This is a genomic window from Bacillus sp. HNG (genome assembly GCF_003400205.1).
Taxonomy (GTDB): Bacteria; Bacillota; Bacilli; order Bacillales; family Bacillaceae_L; genus Ferdinandcohnia.
Genome location: NZ_QUQV01000014.1, coordinates 1 through 17,322 on the forward strand (window position 1 = coordinate 1; position 17,322 = coordinate 17,322).

Annotated in this window: 17 protein-coding genes and 1 rRNA gene; 1 reads left to right on the plus strand and 17 read right to left on the minus strand. The window is 38.0% G+C overall.

The features are described 5' to 3' along the window. Together DZB84_RS19655 and DZB84_RS19660 are read right to left on the minus strand one after the other, a co-directional pair. A 16S ribosomal RNA gene (locus DZB84_RS19655) occupies positions 1–88 on the minus strand; the annotation flags it as partial. 291 nt (positions 89–379) lie between these two features. After that, on the minus strand, positions 380–1,249 hold the full coding sequence (locus DZB84_RS19660; RefSeq protein WP_116354022.1) for a nucleotidyltransferase-like protein: 870 nt from the start codon (positions 1,247–1,249) through the stop codon (positions 380–382). A 141-nt stretch (positions 1,250–1,390) separates the two neighbouring features. On the opposite strand from DZB84_RS19660, the gene DZB84_RS19665 reads away from it, so the two are divergent. After that, complete coding sequence (locus tag DZB84_RS19665) at positions 1,391–1,759, plus strand: YgzB family protein (RefSeq protein ID WP_116354023.1); 369 nt, start codon at positions 1,391–1,393, stop codon at positions 1,757–1,759. A 23-nt stretch (positions 1,760–1,782) separates the two neighbouring features. Here DZB84_RS19665 and perR read toward each other — a convergent pair whose 3' ends face one another. From perR to bcp, 15 genes are all read right to left on the minus strand, one after another. Continuing rightward, a complete protein-coding gene (gene perR, locus DZB84_RS19670) occupies positions 1,783–2,226 on the minus strand; it encodes a peroxide-responsive transcriptional repressor PerR (RefSeq protein WP_116354024.1) in 444 nt (147 codons plus the stop codon). Positions 2,227–2,361: 135 nt separating this feature from the next. Then, a complete protein-coding gene (locus DZB84_RS19675; protein WP_116354025.1) occupies positions 2,362–2,910 on the minus strand; it encodes a cob(I)yrinic acid a,c-diamide adenosyltransferase in 549 nt (182 codons plus the stop codon). A gap of 1 nt (position 2,911) precedes the next feature. Further along, positions 2,912–3,868: a D-2-hydroxyacid dehydrogenase gene (locus tag DZB84_RS19680; RefSeq protein WP_116354026.1), complete on the minus strand. Its 957-nt coding sequence runs from the start codon at positions 3,866–3,868 to the stop codon at positions 2,912–2,914. Between the two features lie 367 nt (positions 3,869–4,235). Beyond that, positions 4,236–4,976: an ABC transporter permease gene (locus DZB84_RS19685; RefSeq protein ID WP_116354027.1), complete on the minus strand. Its 741-nt coding sequence runs from the start codon at positions 4,974–4,976 to the stop codon at positions 4,236–4,238. Between the two features lie 16 nt (positions 4,977–4,992). After that, positions 4,993–5,709, minus strand: coding sequence for an ABC transporter ATP-binding protein (locus DZB84_RS19690; protein WP_116354028.1), 717 nt, complete (start codon positions 5,707–5,709; stop codon positions 4,993–4,995). A 178-nt stretch (positions 5,710–5,887) separates the two neighbouring features. Then, positions 5,888–6,646, minus strand: coding sequence for an ABC transporter ATP-binding protein (locus tag DZB84_RS19695; protein WP_116354029.1), 759 nt, complete (start codon positions 6,644–6,646; stop codon positions 5,888–5,890). Between the two features lie 13 nt (positions 6,647–6,659). Next, on the minus strand, positions 6,660–8,966 hold the full coding sequence (locus DZB84_RS19700; protein ID WP_116354030.1) for an ABC transporter permease: 2,307 nt from the start codon (positions 8,964–8,966) through the stop codon (positions 6,660–6,662). 33 nt (positions 8,967–8,999) lie between these two features. Then, positions 9,000–9,632, minus strand: coding sequence for a TetR/AcrR family transcriptional regulator (locus DZB84_RS19705; RefSeq protein ID WP_116354031.1), 633 nt, complete (start codon positions 9,630–9,632; stop codon positions 9,000–9,002). Positions 9,633–9,792: 160 nt separating this feature from the next. Beyond that, complete coding sequence (locus DZB84_RS19710) at positions 9,793–11,010, minus strand: sensor histidine kinase (protein WP_116354032.1); 1,218 nt, start codon at positions 11,008–11,010, stop codon at positions 9,793–9,795. A 21-nt stretch (positions 11,011–11,031) separates the two neighbouring features. After that, complete coding sequence (locus DZB84_RS19715; RefSeq protein WP_116354033.1) at positions 11,032–11,742, minus strand: response regulator transcription factor; 711 nt, start codon at positions 11,740–11,742, stop codon at positions 11,032–11,034. A gap of 881 nt (positions 11,743–12,623) precedes the next feature. Further along, positions 12,624–13,643 carry a siderophore ABC transporter substrate-binding protein gene (locus tag DZB84_RS19720; protein WP_116354034.1) on the minus strand — a complete coding sequence of 340 codons (1,020 nt, stop codon included), beginning with the start codon at positions 13,641–13,643 and terminating at the stop codon, positions 12,624–12,626. Positions 13,644–13,854: 211 nt separating this feature from the next. Then, entirely contained in the window at positions 13,855–14,622 is a 768-nt protein-coding gene (locus DZB84_RS19725; protein WP_116354035.1) for an iron ABC transporter ATP-binding protein, read from the minus strand. Next, on the minus strand, positions 14,619–15,572 hold the full coding sequence (locus tag DZB84_RS19730) for an iron chelate uptake ABC transporter family permease subunit (protein ID WP_116354036.1): 954 nt from the start codon (positions 15,570–15,572) through the stop codon (positions 14,619–14,621). The genes DZB84_RS19725 and DZB84_RS19730 overlap by 4 nt, the downstream gene beginning before the upstream one ends. Further along, a complete protein-coding gene (locus tag DZB84_RS19735) occupies positions 15,562–16,515 on the minus strand; it encodes an ABC transporter permease (protein ID WP_116354037.1) in 954 nt (317 codons plus the stop codon). The genes DZB84_RS19730 and DZB84_RS19735 overlap by 11 nt, the downstream gene beginning before the upstream one ends. 223 nt (positions 16,516–16,738) lie before the next feature. After that, positions 16,739–17,209, minus strand: a complete 471-nt coding sequence (gene bcp, locus DZB84_RS19740) for a thioredoxin-dependent thiol peroxidase (RefSeq protein ID WP_116354038.1) — start codon at positions 17,207–17,209, stop codon at positions 16,739–16,741. Positions 17,210–17,322 lie beyond the last annotated feature (113 nt).

The following is a 17,322-nucleotide window of genomic DNA, read 5'->3' on the forward strand; positions in this document are numbered from 1 at the left end:
GGAGCAAGCTCCCTCAGATTCGCTCGACTTGCATGTATTAGGCACGCCGCCAGCGTTCATCCTGAGCCAGGATCAAACTCTCCAATAAGAGTATTGATTGCTCAATAAGTTTGTTACTTAGAATTAAAACGTTGACGCTTGTATTGTGTTCAGTTTTCAAAGGACTTTTTTTGACTCGCCTCTCAGAAGCGACTTTATTAATATATCATGGTGATTTATTAATGTCAATAATATTTTTCAAAAGTTTTACCGGCTGATTTCTCTTTTTCAGCGGCGAAATCTAATATAACACGGGGATTGATTGTCCGTCAACAGTAATTGCAAATATTTTATCAAAATAATAAAAACCCCTTCAATAGTATGAAGGAGTTTTGGAACGTTACTTATTTACACTATAGGTTCTATGGTAGATACCTTTTCCTTTTGTTTCGAGTTTTTCTACATTAATAAAATGTTTATCTACAAGGAATTCGAGATATACTTCAAGATCCACTGAGTATACTTTTAACTCGGGAATTTCCATCATCTCCCCGAATGTCCAAGAACCACTTCTTTGAGATAGAACATTTAAAATATGGTTAGCTCCACGTTTTGCTCTAGAATGAATGAGAAATTCACTTGCAAGGAAGAGAAGCTCCAAACGTTTTTCAAGTGTCTCTTCACTTTCTAAGAGTTCAATATATAATTTATAAATTTGTGGATCAATTTGTTTTACTTGGGTCCAGACGGTTATTTCAGGATGAAAGCCATTTTCAATAATAGCTAGCCGTGCTAGATGATGAAGTGCATGAATGACATAATTATAGGCATCTAAATGTTGGTTTGCATTAAAAAATGCTTTACCGTCCTGGTACCGACGAATTAGTTTGGCAAATTCGATTCCCATTTTAATTTGTCGTTCCTCTGCTGGAAATTCATGCAGCTTGTTCCTTAAGTCAGTAATATATTCATTTCGATCAAATAGAACTTTTCCGTTAACAATCCAGTCTACGATTTTTCGATTAGAACCGAATAAAAGCCATTCTTTTAATTGACTTTCTTTTACTGTATACAAAGTTGCTTTGTTTTTATTGTAGTCATAATGTTTAATAAACACATTTTTCTCTGCCTCTTTTACGATTACGAGTAAGGCTAAGTCAAAGTGATCCGTATGTGTAAAAGCATCCTTCCCCTTTTCGATCAGAATAACCCCTAGCGTATTGGGTTGGCTTGCTCTTTCTTGGTAAAGAGGTCGAAGTAAATCCTCCATTTTTGATTTCCTCCATTCAAATCCATTGCTAATATATTTCGACGCACCAAAAATAAAACCCTGCACATTTTATGTAGAATCTTTTTTTATTTTTATCTTTCTTTTTTTATTGTATAGTATAGAAAGGAGGTTAGATTAACAATGGGTGTAAAATATTCTAGTAAAATTAATAAAATTCGTTCTTTTGCTCTTGCTCTGATCTTTGCAGGATTTATTGTCATGTACGGGGGAATCTTCTTTAGAGAAAATGTTGTCTTAATGACAATCTTTATGATTCTTGGTCTCATTTTTATTTTAGCAAGTACAGTGGTATATTTCTGGATCGGCATGCTTTCAACTCGAACCATCCAGGTGGTCTGTCCTTCTTGCCAAAAGCCGACTAAAATGTTAGGTCGAGTGGATGTGTGTATGTATTGTAAAGAACCATTAACTCTTGATCCAGAGCTTGAAGGAAAAGAGTTCGATGAGAAATACAATAGTAAAAAATATAAAAAAGTAGAAAAAAGCTGACAGGATGACCTGATCAGCTTTTTTTAGTGTGCTGCTTTCTTTTGACATTCTTGACACGAGCCGTAAATTTCCATTCTATGATGACTAACTTTAAAGCCAGTTACATGTGCAGCCAATGCTTCCACTTCATCTAAACCTGGGTAATGGAAGTCCACAATTTTACCACAGTCTTCACAAATCACATGATAGTGTTGTGTCGTGATAAAATCAAAACGGCTCGATGAATCTCCGTATGGTAATTCCTTTACTAAACCAACTTCACGGAATACACGAAGATTGTTGTACACAGTAGCGACACTCATGTTAGGGAACTTTCCTTCAAGTGCTTTATAAATATCATCTGCAGTCGGGTGACTCATTGAATGAATTAGATACTCTAATATCGCATGACGTTGCGGAGTGATTCGAACTCCGGATCCTTTCAACGTATCAAGCGCTTCTTTCAAATGATTGTCTGACACCGCCATGCACCTCTTTTCTAGTAAACATTATTACTTTATAATCCTTATAATTAGTGTATCTTGCTTACACTACTTTTGTCAACATATCTACCATTACTATATGACTAATCCCATTAAAATACGCTTATTTTACTGATTATTTCATTGATGGAGTGTAGGTTCACTTTGGCCAAGATTATGGTTAACATAACGCGCGGCAACAAATAGAAAATCTGATAGGCGGTTTAAGTAAGAATTCACCAATGGATTTACATCTTCCCCAATAGCTACAGCGTTTCTTTCAGCTCTTCTCACGATTGTTCTTGCAACATGGAAGGCTGCTCCCGCTTGACTACCACCAGGTAAAACAAAGTTGGTAAGCGGAGGATTCTCAGCATCCCATTTATCAATTGTTTCTTCCAATAAGGTAATGTCCTCTTCGGATACCTTCCACTTTACTTCCTTTCCTGCAGGCGTCGCTAACTCTGCACCGACGTGAAACAAGGTCGTTTGGACTTTTTTAAAAACCTGCTCAATCTCTTCTTTGCCTTCGAATTGAAGTTCATTTAGGTGACCTAAGGCTAATCCAATCATGGAATTTGCCTCATCACATGTTCCATACGCTTCAACACGTAGATCTGTTTTTGAAACCCGCTGCCCATATACCAATGAGGTTGTCCCTTTATCCCCTGTTTTTGTATAGATTTTCATCTTAATACCCCCGGTTCAAGTCAATTTTATTAATAAATTCACTGCCACCTAGCTTATATATATGAAGATTTTTTTCAAAAATTTCAAAGGATCTTGGTTGATAAAACTTTGACTTACTTGAAATATGCGGGGTTACGGTCACATTTTCAAGTGTCCAAAATGGATGATCACTTGGAAGTGGTTCCTGTTCAAATACATCTAGGACTGCATGTGCAATCTTTTTGGATTGTATCGCTCGTAGTATGACCTCATCTTTAACTAAATCGCCGCGTCCAATATTGATAAAAACGGATTCCTTTTTCATTCTGTCAAAATGGGTATCGTTCAGAATGTATTTTGTTTCGTTCGTGCTTGGAAGAACCGAAACTAGATAGTCAGCTTTCTCGCAAATATAATTGAGCTTATCATATTGGACCATTTCATCTATGTATTCATGCTTGTTTCCACTGCGATTTAATCCGATCGTCTTCATGCTAAAAGCTTTCGCTAATCGTGCAATTTCACCACCGATGGCACCAACACCTAGGATTCCAATTGTTTTCCCATGAAGCTCGCCAACTGGAAAATGAGTAAGTCGATCCCAGCTTTTACTCTTTTGTTGCTCAACAATGATCATATTCTTCTTTGTGACATGTAGCATCATCGAAAGCGTGTATTCAGCCATCGGGATTTTATGAATCCCTCTTACGTTTGTGACAAGGATTCCTTTTTCCTGAATCGCTTGAAAAGGCATAAGCTCAAGTCCAGCTGAAATCACCATGATCCATTTTAGTTTGTTAGCTTTTTCAATATGCTCCGGGGTTAAGTCTTCCCCGTATGTAAGTAAGATGTCTGCGTTATGTAATTCAGGTAAGGCTTTTTCTATATCCTCACAATAGATAAATTCTTCATCCGGAAACGCCTTTTTCATGTTTTCAGTAACTTCCTCAATTGGAATAAATGTTGATAAAATTCGCATAATTACGCCTCCTTCCTTACTATAGTATCAAGTTTGGTGAAAAGGTGGAAGGGAAAAAAGTGCAAGTGCCTTGATCAGCCCCGACAAGCACAAGACGAGACAGCGAGAAGGTTGCTCTTTGATCTTCTTGATGGATTGGCTTGTGACCTCGAGCTGCTCAAAGCAAAGCTTTTCGCAAGATACTCTTAGAAGACTATTCAGGGTGAAAACTGGCTAGGCACTGGAACTAGATTAAGCAAAAAAAGGTGCGAGATTTCTCTCGCACGAAAATACGCTAACATCTGAGGAGGTATGCCCTACACTTATAAGATACGTACGTTATATGGAAAGTGTATGGACGTTTGACACTACCTTTAAAAAATAGGCATTAATCGGTCCACTTGAAGTATTTTAAACCGATGACTGTTGATACAATTAAAATTCCTACTAAGATTCCGATGTCAAGGAGTGCATCTGTTGTGAAAAGTGTTCCATTCCATCCATCTCTTAGAACATTCACGACATATGTGAGTGGTACGACGGTAGCAATCTTTTGTAATACTTCTGGATATGTTTCTATTGGGATGGTTGCACCGGATAAAAACATCATCGGATACATTGCAATCATGGCAACTCCTAATGCCGTTTGCATCCGCTTTGTCACACTTGAAACGATAAAGCCGATTGAGAAAAATGTGATGGAGCTAAATGTTAAGGCTACAAAAAATTCAAGAGGATGTGCTGTTAATTCTGTGCCAAACCCAAACTTAGCGATTAATAAAATTTCAATCGCACCAACATAGATCGCGATAAACCCTTTTAAAATTGTTGCTGTAAAAATGGCATTTTGGTTAATAGGTGTTCCTTTTAATCGTTTGTAAACGCCTTTTTCACGATCAATCACAATTTGCAGACCCATTGAGAAAAAGGCTGTTGTAAAAATAATGATGGCAATCATGCTTGGGATATAGGCTTGAAAGTAATTTAGACCCTCATATGTGTTTGATTCAAACATTAGTCCAAATACGATGAAGCTAACAGCTGGGACGATAAAAGTAAACAGTAATGGTAAAGTCTCGCGAAAAAATAATTTTAATTCCATTTGCGTATGTGTAAGAATAGATTGCATGTGTTATTCCTCCTTATTATTGGGAAACGGCATATTTTAGATAAACATCTTCCATCGTTCCTGCACCTTGCAGGTAAAAATCGATTAAATTCTGTGGTTGGTCACAGGCTACTAATTTTCCATTTTTAATCATCGCAATTCGGTCACAGTGCCTTTGGGCTTCATCCATATAATGTGTGGATAGAAGAATCGTTTTTCCTTCATCACGATAGCGATTGATGCATGACCAGAGGTCGCGTCTTGCTTGTGGGTCTAAGCCGGTTGTAGGTTCATCAAGAAAGATGATCTCTGGATCGTTTACGAGTGCTAATGCTAAGGATGTGCGTTGCTGCCAACCACCTGATAGATTCTTAACATATTTGTTTAGATAAGGTTTAAGCCCGAGTGTTTCAATGATTTCCTGTAAGTCTCGCTTTTTATCGTAATAAGAGCTGAATAGTTTCAAAGCTTCCTTGACTTTGATTCGGTCATAAAGAGCTGTTTGTTGAAGCTGGATTCCAATTTTTTGCTTAATTTCATTTGATGCTTCTTCGACGTTCATACCAAGGACTTTTACTGTTCCTGAATCTGGTTTGCGAATGCCCATCATAATTTCGAGCGTAGTTGATTTCCCGGCACCGTTTGCACCGATGATTCCAAGTACCTCTCCTTTTTTAACTTGTAGTGTAATGCTGTCCACTGCTTTTACGTCCCCGTAGCTTTTTGATATATTGGTAAGTTCAATCACATTCATGCTAAGGTCCTCCTTTTACTTTCGCTTTGTTTTGTTATTCTTATCATAGACAGCGAACCTTAACTCAACCTTAAGTGAGTCTTATATCATTATTAAGATTCATGAAAAAAGCAAAAAGCTTGGATTATATACACTATCCAAGCCTTTTACGATATCTATGAAATTGTGAAACAACATATCATATTCCGATTTCTAACATTTTCGCTGTAACATCTTCAACTCTACGCTCCATATCCGTCCCGTCAAACTTCGGAAGCTTCAACTCAGTCACAATATTTCCGTCTCTCATAAACAGAATACGTTCAGACCGTGCTGCAACCTTCACATCATGAGTGACAAGCATAACCGCGGTGCCGTCTCCATTGATTTCGGAAAATAAGTCCATAATCTCCTGCGCAGATTTTGAGTTAAGCGCTCCAGTTGGCTCATCACCGAAGATAATGTCCGGACCATTCATAAGCGCACGACATATTCCTGCACGCTGAAGCTGTCCTCCCGAAACTTGGGTAATGTCCCGCTTTTCAAGCCCTGCAATTCCCACTCTTTTCATTAGTGAGCCAGCTTTCTCTGAAATCTTTGCAGCATTTTTTCGATTATCACGCATAGATGGCAGAATAATATTGTCAATAATGTTTAAGTTTTTCAGCATTGTCGGCTGTTGAAAAACGAATCCCATTTTATTCCGACGTATATCCGAAAGCTCGTTCTCCGAGCACGCCGATAAATCTTTACCGTCAAATAGGACCTTACCACCATTCACACGATCTGTTCCACTTAGTGCAAACAATAGCGTTGATTTTCCAGAACCTGAGGGTCCCATAATCGTAACAAACTCACCCTTGTTTATTTCAACAGATACCCCATCAAGAACATTACGCTGTTCATTTCCTTCACCGAACATTTTTACTATATGATCACCGATCAGAATCTTCTTCATTTGCCTACTCCTCCTATTCCTTAATATGTTCGGAAATTTTTGTTTGTCCTGCATTCGATGTGCCGAACATTGTTGCAAAAAGAACCATGACTGCCATCATCAGCGGACTAAGCAGATAGGCTTGAATCGGATTAACCATAAAATCAAACGACGATGCTCCAAACGAAGAGATAAGCAGGCCCGCAAAGACCTCTCCGAGTGTGTTCGCAAGAAGCGTTCCGAGTACAATTCCGACAATCAGTACAAAAAACGAACGTGAATAATACTGTACCTTAATATCCGAATTGCTAAAACCGAGGGCCTTCAATAAAGCAATGGAATACCTGTCCTTTGCAATCAGCATCTTCATGAACAACAGTGTAACCAGTATCGTGATCACCAGCGCAACCGCAATTGCGGAGTATGAAGCCATTTCGACAGCACTGATTGTCGATCCTAGAGTTTGAGAAACAAATTCATCGATGTCTGAAGTCTTCGCAAAATCGAACTCGTCCGAGTATGCTGAAACCTTGCTGTCTACAAGTGAAATATCTGAGAGTTTGACACAGATGATGGTCCACATGATGTTTGCTGAACTGTCGGAGAATACTGCCTTTGCAGTTTTACCACCATTTGTAACGTCTGAATATATGCCAGTTACAGTAAGTGCTTTTTCATTTCCCTCACTCAATAGCGTAATGATATCTCCGACTTTTTTCCCCATCTCTTCCGCATTTATAGATGAAAAGGCGATTTCATCATCACGGACAGGCGCTCTACCTTCAGCATACTCGATAGGAAATACCGAATGGTCACCGAGCTCAACTTTTATATTTTCCTCTGTTCCGTTATTTGTTTTTACCTTGAAAGTCTTTGTTGTCATAACAGCATACTTTGAAACGGAATTGTCGTGTTCTATCGCATTTACGATTTCGTCCGTTTTATCAGAATTATTGGTCTGAATGCGGAGATCATAGCCTCCAATTCCCATATATTGAATGAAGCCCTTTGAAGATATCGTGTTGTACAGGTTCTGCGGAACAATAATGATAAATGACGCAATTACAAGAACTATCAACATTGTTGTGTAAAGTCCCTTTCGCGCGAGAACATCCTTAATTCCAAGGAATATATTCGTGTTAAACCATCTGTTTTGATTTAAAGAAAAACGCTTTGCGCTCGCTTTCTTTTCCTGAGAAGTCCCAAAGCGTATGGCCTGTGCAGCGGATATTTTTCTAAATTTCTTCAAAACAAAGTTTACATAAGCCACAATTGCTAGAAATACAATCAGGATGCCTATGATTCCTAGAACTAGGGCATAAGAAGCATTTTCACTTTCCCCCATATACAGCCGAATATTTTCAAGTAGTTTTCCTTTTAATAAAAGCGAGAGAATAAACCCAAGAATACTACCAACCGCAGCTATGCTTACGTATTTAGCCATATAAATCTTCTTTATGTCAGAAAGGCGAAGCCCTATTGCTTTCATCACTCCAATTTCACGGTAGTCGTCTTCGATTTTTGCAAGTAGTGTAAAACGTATGCTCATAAATGCGATGGCAACGACTAGTGCGCTTATCAGAAGGATTACCGCAATCATCATCCCATCAGAAATGGCGTTCATCATTTTAAATAGAGTATAAGTCACGGTTGGTCCATTCGCTTCAAGTCCTGCAGATGCATATTCCGACTCAAATTCTCCTATTTTCGAGAAATCGTTTAGTCTAAATTCAATCAGATACTCGAGATCTCCAAGGTCCTTTAGCTCTGCGTAATCCTGGTTGCTTACGAGAAAACGCTTTGATGCAGAGAGCGAGGAATTCATGGTCGAATCACGGAGAAATCCCGCAACGGTAAATTCTTTCCCGCTTATTACTGCTATTTCACCGACCTTTGTAGTGTTGTCCCTCATATAGGCAACTGGAACATAAATCTCTCCATCTGACACATTGATGATGTTCCCGTTAAGATCAAGAAGATAATCAAATTGCTCATTTTGGATGCTTAAGCCGTTATCCTGAACACTGTTCGCAAGCGAGTTGTATCCTAAACTGATCTGTGAACCATCCATACCTAGAAACTCCACAATCTGGTATTCTTCGACTTTATCATTTTCTTCTGCAAAAGAATGAAGTCGATTTCTATCTATTTCACCCGCATGCATTTGCATAAAATGTGGCGCTTCGGCTTTTGTCATTAGCGCGTCTAGCGCACCTGTTAGATTAACGATGAGTATCGCCGCGAGTGAAACAAGCATGGATGCTGCAGCGACAAAAATCATAGTTGTAAATGTTATGACTTTGCTCTTTACTATGTCATTTCGGATTAGTCTAAAATACATATGTCACCTCTGTTTTAGCTTCTTGAGCAAAATTTACTTGCTTTTCTCGCTACCAAACATTTGCATAACGCTCATCAGGCTTCCACGTTCTGCACCGAGTAGCCTTTCTCCGTTGAATATTAACGCTTGTATCCGTGAGGCACGTTCCTCATTGGTCATCTCTACTAAATCATCATCCAAAACGATATTTGCATACGTAACAAGCATTTCCATACATTCATACGGATAAGGCGTGTTAAACAGTCCGGTTTCAATACCCTCTTGGATGATACCTGTCAGGATGGGCGTTACTCCATTGATGATGACTTTTTGAATTTTCTGATGCATAAGTGCGTTTTGTGGCTTATGAATGTGATCCATCATTTCCTGATTGCTTCCACCACTTACATTCATTGATAAAACAACGCGTATCATACGCTCAACTACAGGAATACTCTTGTCTGCTGCTACTTCCTGTGCAACGCTAATAAGTCGAACACTATACCGGTCAATTAATGCATTCATCACATCTTCCTTTGATTTGAAATGATAATAGAGTGTTCCGCGTGCAATGCCGACCTTTTTGAGAATATCGTTTGTACTCGTTCCATCAAAACCCTTTTGACTGAACAGCTCGTCAGCAGCATCCAGTATTTCGTTTCTACGTTCCTCTGCTTCTTTTCTCAAGATTCGTCCTCCTTTACAGACCGACTGTCTGTCGATAAAATAATAGCAATCTACTTTTAACGGTCTACCTGTTATGTGTTAAGGTTTTGTAAAGATTTGGGTATTTTACCAAAATAAAAAAAAGACCAAATCTGTTGGTCTGTTTACGCATTTGAACTATTTACTCAATGGGAAGTTCAATTATAAAGTTCGTTTTTCCTCGGTTTGGAGAAGTGTCAACTTGAATGGTTCCGTCATGGAGTTCGATGATTTTTTTAGTGATGGCGAGACCGAGTCCAGAGCCCCCATCATTCATTCTGCTTTTATCCCCTCTTACAAATGGCTCAAATAAGGTTTGGGCAATGTCATCACGGATACCAACACCATTGTCACCGACTTCAATGAAGATACTAGTTTCTGTTTGAAATAATCGAAGGTAAATCTCAGTGCTCTCAGGATTGTATTTATTTGTATTTTGAAGGAGATTCGATATGGCTCTGTTTAGTAGTTTCGGGTCGAAACGAACCATTATTTTTTCATCAGGAATATCGATATCCAGCTCCATTTTCTTTTCTTCAAATAAATCAAAATGCTCCACAATGACCCCACGGTAAAATTCACAAATGTCTTTCAGTTCTTTCTGAATGGGAACGTCTGGGCTATCTAATTTAGAAAACATAAAGAGTTCATCAATTAAAGATGTCACCCGAATGGATTTGTCGTAAATGTATTTTAAGTATTTTTCCGTTTGGTCTTCATCTGATACTACACCTTCATATAGCGCTCTGGAATATCCTTGAATCGTCGTAATTGGCGTTTTTAAATCATGAGAAATATCGGCAAGCATTTGCTTTTTGCTTTCTTCCAATCTCGTCATTTCACGATTTTTCTTCTCTAATTCTTCTGCCGTCCTTCTCAAGTTTTCACTCATTTCCTTGTATTTGATTGATCCCTTTATCATAAAAGGGAGAATACTTCCACCAAATAGGGGTGGGCCTAAATTTAGAATCGTGTAATATTCTCCGGAAAGGACAACCTGGTAGATAAGGATTAGACTAAAAAACGTGAACAGGCCACACACGACATACATCCATTGTATAGGTAGCCGCACAATCTGGTACACCGGAATGAAAATCATGTAAATATACAATGGGTCATACATAAAACCAAATACTAGAATAATTGAAAGTTGGACAAGAACGAATGCAAGTATGTGCTGTGAGCTCCAGTACGCCTGTCGGTATGCTACAACAAGCACAGCCATCAATATCAAGCCAATTAGTAGTTTCTCCTGTGATTCTTGAAATAGAAAGAAGAGTGGAAAGACCAGGTTCGCAATATATAAAAATGGTATGATCCCTTCTTTTTCAGGAAAAATCCGATAGAATATTTTTTTCATTTATCTCTTCCTTATAGGAGTCTATTTTTGGTCGACAAATTTATAGCCTAATCCTCTAATCGTTTTTATGTAGTTCGGTTTTTTCGGATTTTCCTCAAGCTTTTCTCGTAGCTTTGAGATATGGACATTGATCGTGTTGTCCTCCTCGCCGCCCATGTAATAATCATCCCATGCTCGTTCAAAGATTTGTTGTTTCGTATAAACCCTTCCAGGAGAACTCATTAATAATTCAAGGATGCGATATTCGATTTTGGTGAGCGTTATTGTGGTGTCTCCTTTAATAGCCGAAAACGAGCTTTCATCTAAAATGATATCGCCCACTTTTAACTGAAGGCTTTCACTTGTGGGTGCAGCCTCCTGCTTGTAGCTATAACTTCTTCTAAGCTGAGCCTGAACCCGTGCAATCACTTCTAATGGATTAAATGGCTTTGGAATGAAGTCATCTGCTCCAAGCCCAAGTCCTAAAATTTTATCGTTATCGTCGTTCTTTGCAGAAATAATGATGATGGGGATATGCAGGTCCTGTCTCACTTTTTTAATAAGTTGATAGCCGTTAATGTGTGGCATCATTAGATCAACAAGCATGAGATCGATATTTTCGGTTTGAATGATTTGTAGCGCTTCTCGACCATCAAAAGCTTCTAGGATTCTATAATTCTCCTTTTCCAAATAAAGACTAAGCAGCTCTACAATCTCCGGTTGGTCATCCACGATTAAAATGGTACGAATCATCAGAGTACCCCCTTCTTCCATACAATTTCCATTTTTATTTTCAGTATAGCAAAAATTTATTGGATCTTGGTGAATTTTTTTGTGGGTTCGTTCATTTGTGAGGCAATTAGCATGCTTATTACTCTTGGCTTGTACTAGAATAGCTCGCTTGCGGGACATGCTCTTTGGTTTTTCACCTTAGCATGTACCGTGAAACCCTTCTTGCGGGACATGATTTTCGAGTTTTTCCCCTTGCATGTACTGTGAAACCCTTCTTGCGGGACATGCTCTTCGGTTTTTCACCTTAGCATGTACCGTAAAATCCTTCTTGCGGGACATGATTTTCGGTTTTTTCCCCTTGCATGTACCGCTAGATCCTTTTATCTCATGACTTTTGGAATTTATTTGAAGAATCCATGTGATAAAAACACTTTATGCTATGACTTTTGGAGATTATTGTAAAAACCTATAACATAAACAACATATATGACACGACATTTGGAGATTACTGTAAAAGCCTATAGCATAAACGAATTATATATTAAGACTTTTGGAGATCATTGGAAATACCCATACCATAAACAATCTATATGTCATGGCATTTGGAGATTACTGGAAAAACCTATGGCGTAAACGAATTATAAGCTATTGCTTTTGGATATTATTAGTTACCCATAGCATAAACCAATTGTTTGCTATGACTTTTGGAGATTATTGTAAAGTGCCACAGCATAACCGATTTATATCGCATTACCTTTGGACATTACTTCACAACCCCATGTCAGACCTCACTATCTACCACAAACACTAGAAAACTCTCACCTCCCGCCGCACCCCAAACAAAAAAGCCGCCCAGATTATCAGTTTTCACTGACGTTCTGGACAGCCTTTGTCATGCTAGCTTATTTTAATTCAGCTAAGATTTCATCGATTTTGGCAAGCTCAGATTGTAAGCCGCCACCGCTTAGGTACCATAGGACACCATCTAAATACACGATCTTTTTGTTTTGATATGCTTGTGTTTTTTGGATGATTTTATTTTCCATATCTTTATCAATATTTGATTGGCCACCTACTGCTGCTGTACGGTCGATAACAAACAATACTTCTGGATCAAATTCAAGAATGGCCTCAAAACCGAAGTTAGATCCGTGAGAAGATGATGCGATATCATTTGTAACTGGCTTAAATCCGTAAATATCATAAATATAACCAAAGCGAGAGTTTTGTGCGAAACCAGATAATTTGCCTTCATTGTACATCGTTACTAATGAAGATTCATAGTTGCCAGATAAAGCTTTCACTTCTTCTAAAGCTGCATCAATTTTTGCAATTTGCTCTTTTGCTTCAGCTTCTTTATCAAACATTTTCGCTGCTACATCTACAGAAGCTAAAAATGTGTTCCAGTAATCATCCTGAGAAGTTCCCACGAATACGACAGGAGCGATTTCACTCAATTCCTCATAATATGGTGCTTGTCGACTAGAAATGAAAATGACATCTGGACCAATTTCGGCAATATCTTCAAGTAACGGTTCTTTTAACGTTCCGACATTTACATATTCATCGCTAGCATACTCTTCAAGGCTAGCTGGTAAGCTAGAATCTTGAGGAACTCCAACTACACCTTCAACACCAAGCGCATCTAATGTATCTAAGAATCCATAATCAAAAACAACCATTTTTTCTGGCATTGCATCAAATGTTACATCTTCAAAGTTTACAGTCCCTGCTTCTTCACTTTCAGCTGATGTGGTTGTTGGAGAAACTGTCATTGGATATTGACCTGGTGCTTTATTTGTTGTTTGTTCTCCGGCTACATTATCCTTTGTTTTTTCCTTTGTCGCCTCATCGTCATTCCCACATGCCGTAAGCGCTAACGACAGTGCTAAAACCGCACTAGCTAATTTCCATTTTTTCATGTATATACCTCTCCTTTTTATCCATTATGAATTTTAATTAGAAATGAGAATCATTATCATTGATAACAATTCTCATTATAAAAGCATATCGAACTTCCGTCAATACAAAATGAACAAATTCTTCAAAACTTTTATTCAGCACAAGAGCAAAGATTCAGAACGCCACTTCCTCACCTTTAAAAAAAGACCTAGAGACTTTATTCCCTAGATCTTATGCATGTGAATTGAAGTAGACGCAAATGCGACAGCCATTTTGTTCTTGGATTGGAATATCCATGTCGTAGATCTCGCGTAAAGCATCTGAATTAATAATTTCATGGGTTGGCCCATTTTTAACCAACTTGCCGTTTTTCAATGCGACAATTCGATCTGAATACACAGATGCAAAATTAATATCATGTAAGACTATCACAACGGTTTTTCCAAGCTCATCCACGAGCTTCCGCAAAATCTTCATAATTTGGACGGAGTGCTTCATGTCCAGGTTATTCAATGGCTCATCAAGCAACACATAGTCCGTGTCCTGTGCAATAACCATCGCGATAAATGCACGCTGTCTTTGTCCACCTGATAATTCATCTAAAAATGTATCTTGAATATCGAGTAAATTCATATATTCAAGAGCTTGGTTAATGAATTTTTCATCTTCATCAGTAAGGCGACCTTTTGAATAAGGATAACGTCCAAATGCAACAAGCTCACGAATCGTTAAACGTACATTTAAGTAGTTGGATTGCTTTAGAATTGAAACACGTTTTGCGAACTCAGATGACTTCCACTTTTTTACATTGTTTTTATCAAGTAAAACTTCACCCGTATCAGCATCTAATAATCGACTTACCATAGACAGAAGCGTGGATTTACCTGCACCATTCGGACCAATGAACGATGTAATTGTGCCCGGCTCAATGGTCACAGAGACATCTTCGATTACAGGCTTTTTTCCAAAATACTTCGATAATCCTTTGATTTCAATCATTGTGCTGACCTACTTTCTTTTAATAGTAAGAAAATGAAGTAAATACCACCAATAAAGTTAATGATGACACTTAATGTGGTACGTAATTCAAAAATATGTTCAACAAGGAACTGACCACCCACAAGGGCGATGATACTCATTAAGCTTGCCCCTAAAATTAATACGGAGTGTTTATACGTCGTTAAAAATTGATAGGCTAGATTCGCTACAATTAAACCGAAAAATGTAATCGGACCAACTAGTGCAGTTGAGGTTGCAATTAATACCGATGATAGAATTAAAACGTTCATTACCATGCGGTCATAATTGACACCAAGGTTCATCGCATTTTCACGGCCAAGTGACATAACATCTAACTTATCCATAATAAGATAACCGTAAATAAAGGCAAGAAGTAAAATACCAATTGCAATATATAAAAGCTCCGCCTTTACATTTGTAAAGGTTGCGAATAAGCGACTTTGTAGACTTAAATATTCAACTGGGTCAATCATTACCTGTAAAAACGTAACGAGACTTCCTAATAGTGTTCCAATAATCATCCCAATTAATAGAAGTAAGTAGATCGGATGCTTATCAGACCGGAATAAGAATCGGTACAGGATGAGCGCAAATAATACCATTGCGATAATGGCTGCGCCAAAGTTTAAATACTTATTTAACACCCAAATCGACATTGAACCAGCAAAGAAATAGATTAAGGTTTGGACGACTTCATACATCGAGTCAAGTCCCATCATGGATGGAGTCAGAATCCGGTTTTGCGTAATCGTTTGGAACACAACGGTCGAATACGAAATTGCGATTCCTGTAACAATCATTGCCGTAACCCGAGTCATCCGTTTAGGGAACGCATAATCAAATCCACCTTTCAAATCATAAAATCCATATAGCAAAACACAAATAATGGCAAGAATGGCTAAGAGAATCAATTTTTTACTATTTCGCATATGCTCTCCCCCTAAACAACATGATTAAGAAGATCGCACTGCCGATTACTGCAACTGTTACATTGACTGGAATCTCGTAAGGATGGACAATAATTCTACCTAAAATATCACAGATTAATAGAAATACAACTCCAAGTGCTGCTGTATGAGGAATCGTCTTCCGCAAATTATCTCCTAAATAAAGCGATACAATATTCGGTACAATTAATCCTAAAAATGGAATGACTCCAACTGTTAATACAACTGTTGTCGAAATAATAGCTACGAGGACAAGACCAATATTTAAAACAACTTTATAGCTTAACCCAAGGTTTTTCGCAAAATCCTCTCCCATACCAGCAACGGTAAATTTATTCGCGAAAATATACGCCAAAATAACAGCTGGTATAGCGACATATAAAAGCTCATAACGACCTGCGATTACCAATGTGAAGCTTCCCATTAACCAGGATGAAATGTTTTGAATTAGGTCTGCTTCATATGCAAAAAATGTTGCAATGGATGATAAAATATTTCCGTACATAATCCCGATGAGCGGAACGAAAATGGCATCCTTGAATTTAATTTTATCTAATATTTGCATGAACAGTAGTGTACCTATTAAAGCAAATACAAAGCTAAAAATAATCTGTTGTGTATAGGACACATTTGTAAAGAACAACATGGAAATTAAGATTCCAAGCTTTGCTGCATCTAATGTACCCGCAGTTGTTGGGGATACGAATTTATTTCTACTTAAGCTCTGCATAATTAATCCTGCAATACTCATCCCTGCTCCCGCTAAAATGATCGCCATTAAACGAGGAACTCGACTAATCAGGAAAATTTGTGTCTCATCTGATTCCCAATTGAGTAAATCCATCGGTGTGATATCAATAGCTCCAATAAATAACGAAATGAAGGAGAGAACAATGGCAGCGATTATTAACATCCATAGTCTCATTTGAAAATCCTCATAACATGTATTTTCTTAGTAATATAATTGAAAACGATTATCATTACTAATAACTTCATTATAAGTAAAGAATATTGTAAAATCAACCTTCAAATAGGAAAACGAGTGGCTCCGATTACGCCACCCGTAACACTTCGAAACGCTGTCCCCACTTACTTTCTAGTGATACCCCGGTGAGGTTTCGGGAGCATTTTCACAAAAACTTCATAAATTAAGATAGATTTTCCTTTATGTACGTGAGAGCTTCCTCAACATGTCCTTTGACCGAAACTTTACGCCACTCTTTTACGAGATTTCCTTCTTTATCAATGATAAAGGTAGAGCGCTCAATCCCCATGTATTCCTTACCGAAGTTTTTCTTCAGCTTCCAGACTCCATATTTTTCTGCTACTTCGTGCTCTTCGTCTACTAGTAATAAAAATGGTAGATCATATTTGTCGATGAATTTTTTATGGCGATCAAGTGAATCCGTGCTAACACCAAGTATTACAGTGTCAAGCCCGCCAAAGCTTTCGTGTGCGTCTCTGAAATCACAAGCCTCTGTCGTACATCCTGGTGTCATATCTTTTGGATAAAAATAAAGGACAACATTTTTCCCTTTAAAATCTGCTAATGAAACCGTTTCTCCGTTGCTTGCTGTTGCAGTAAACTCGGGTGCTTTTTTACCAACTTCAATTGTCATCGTTTTTACCTCCTGTTTTTTCCTATTAAGAATAGGTTACATAATTTCGAATCGATATACAAATAACTGGATTTGTTCCTATTCGATTTAGTGCTAAAATAGAAACGTTGAGT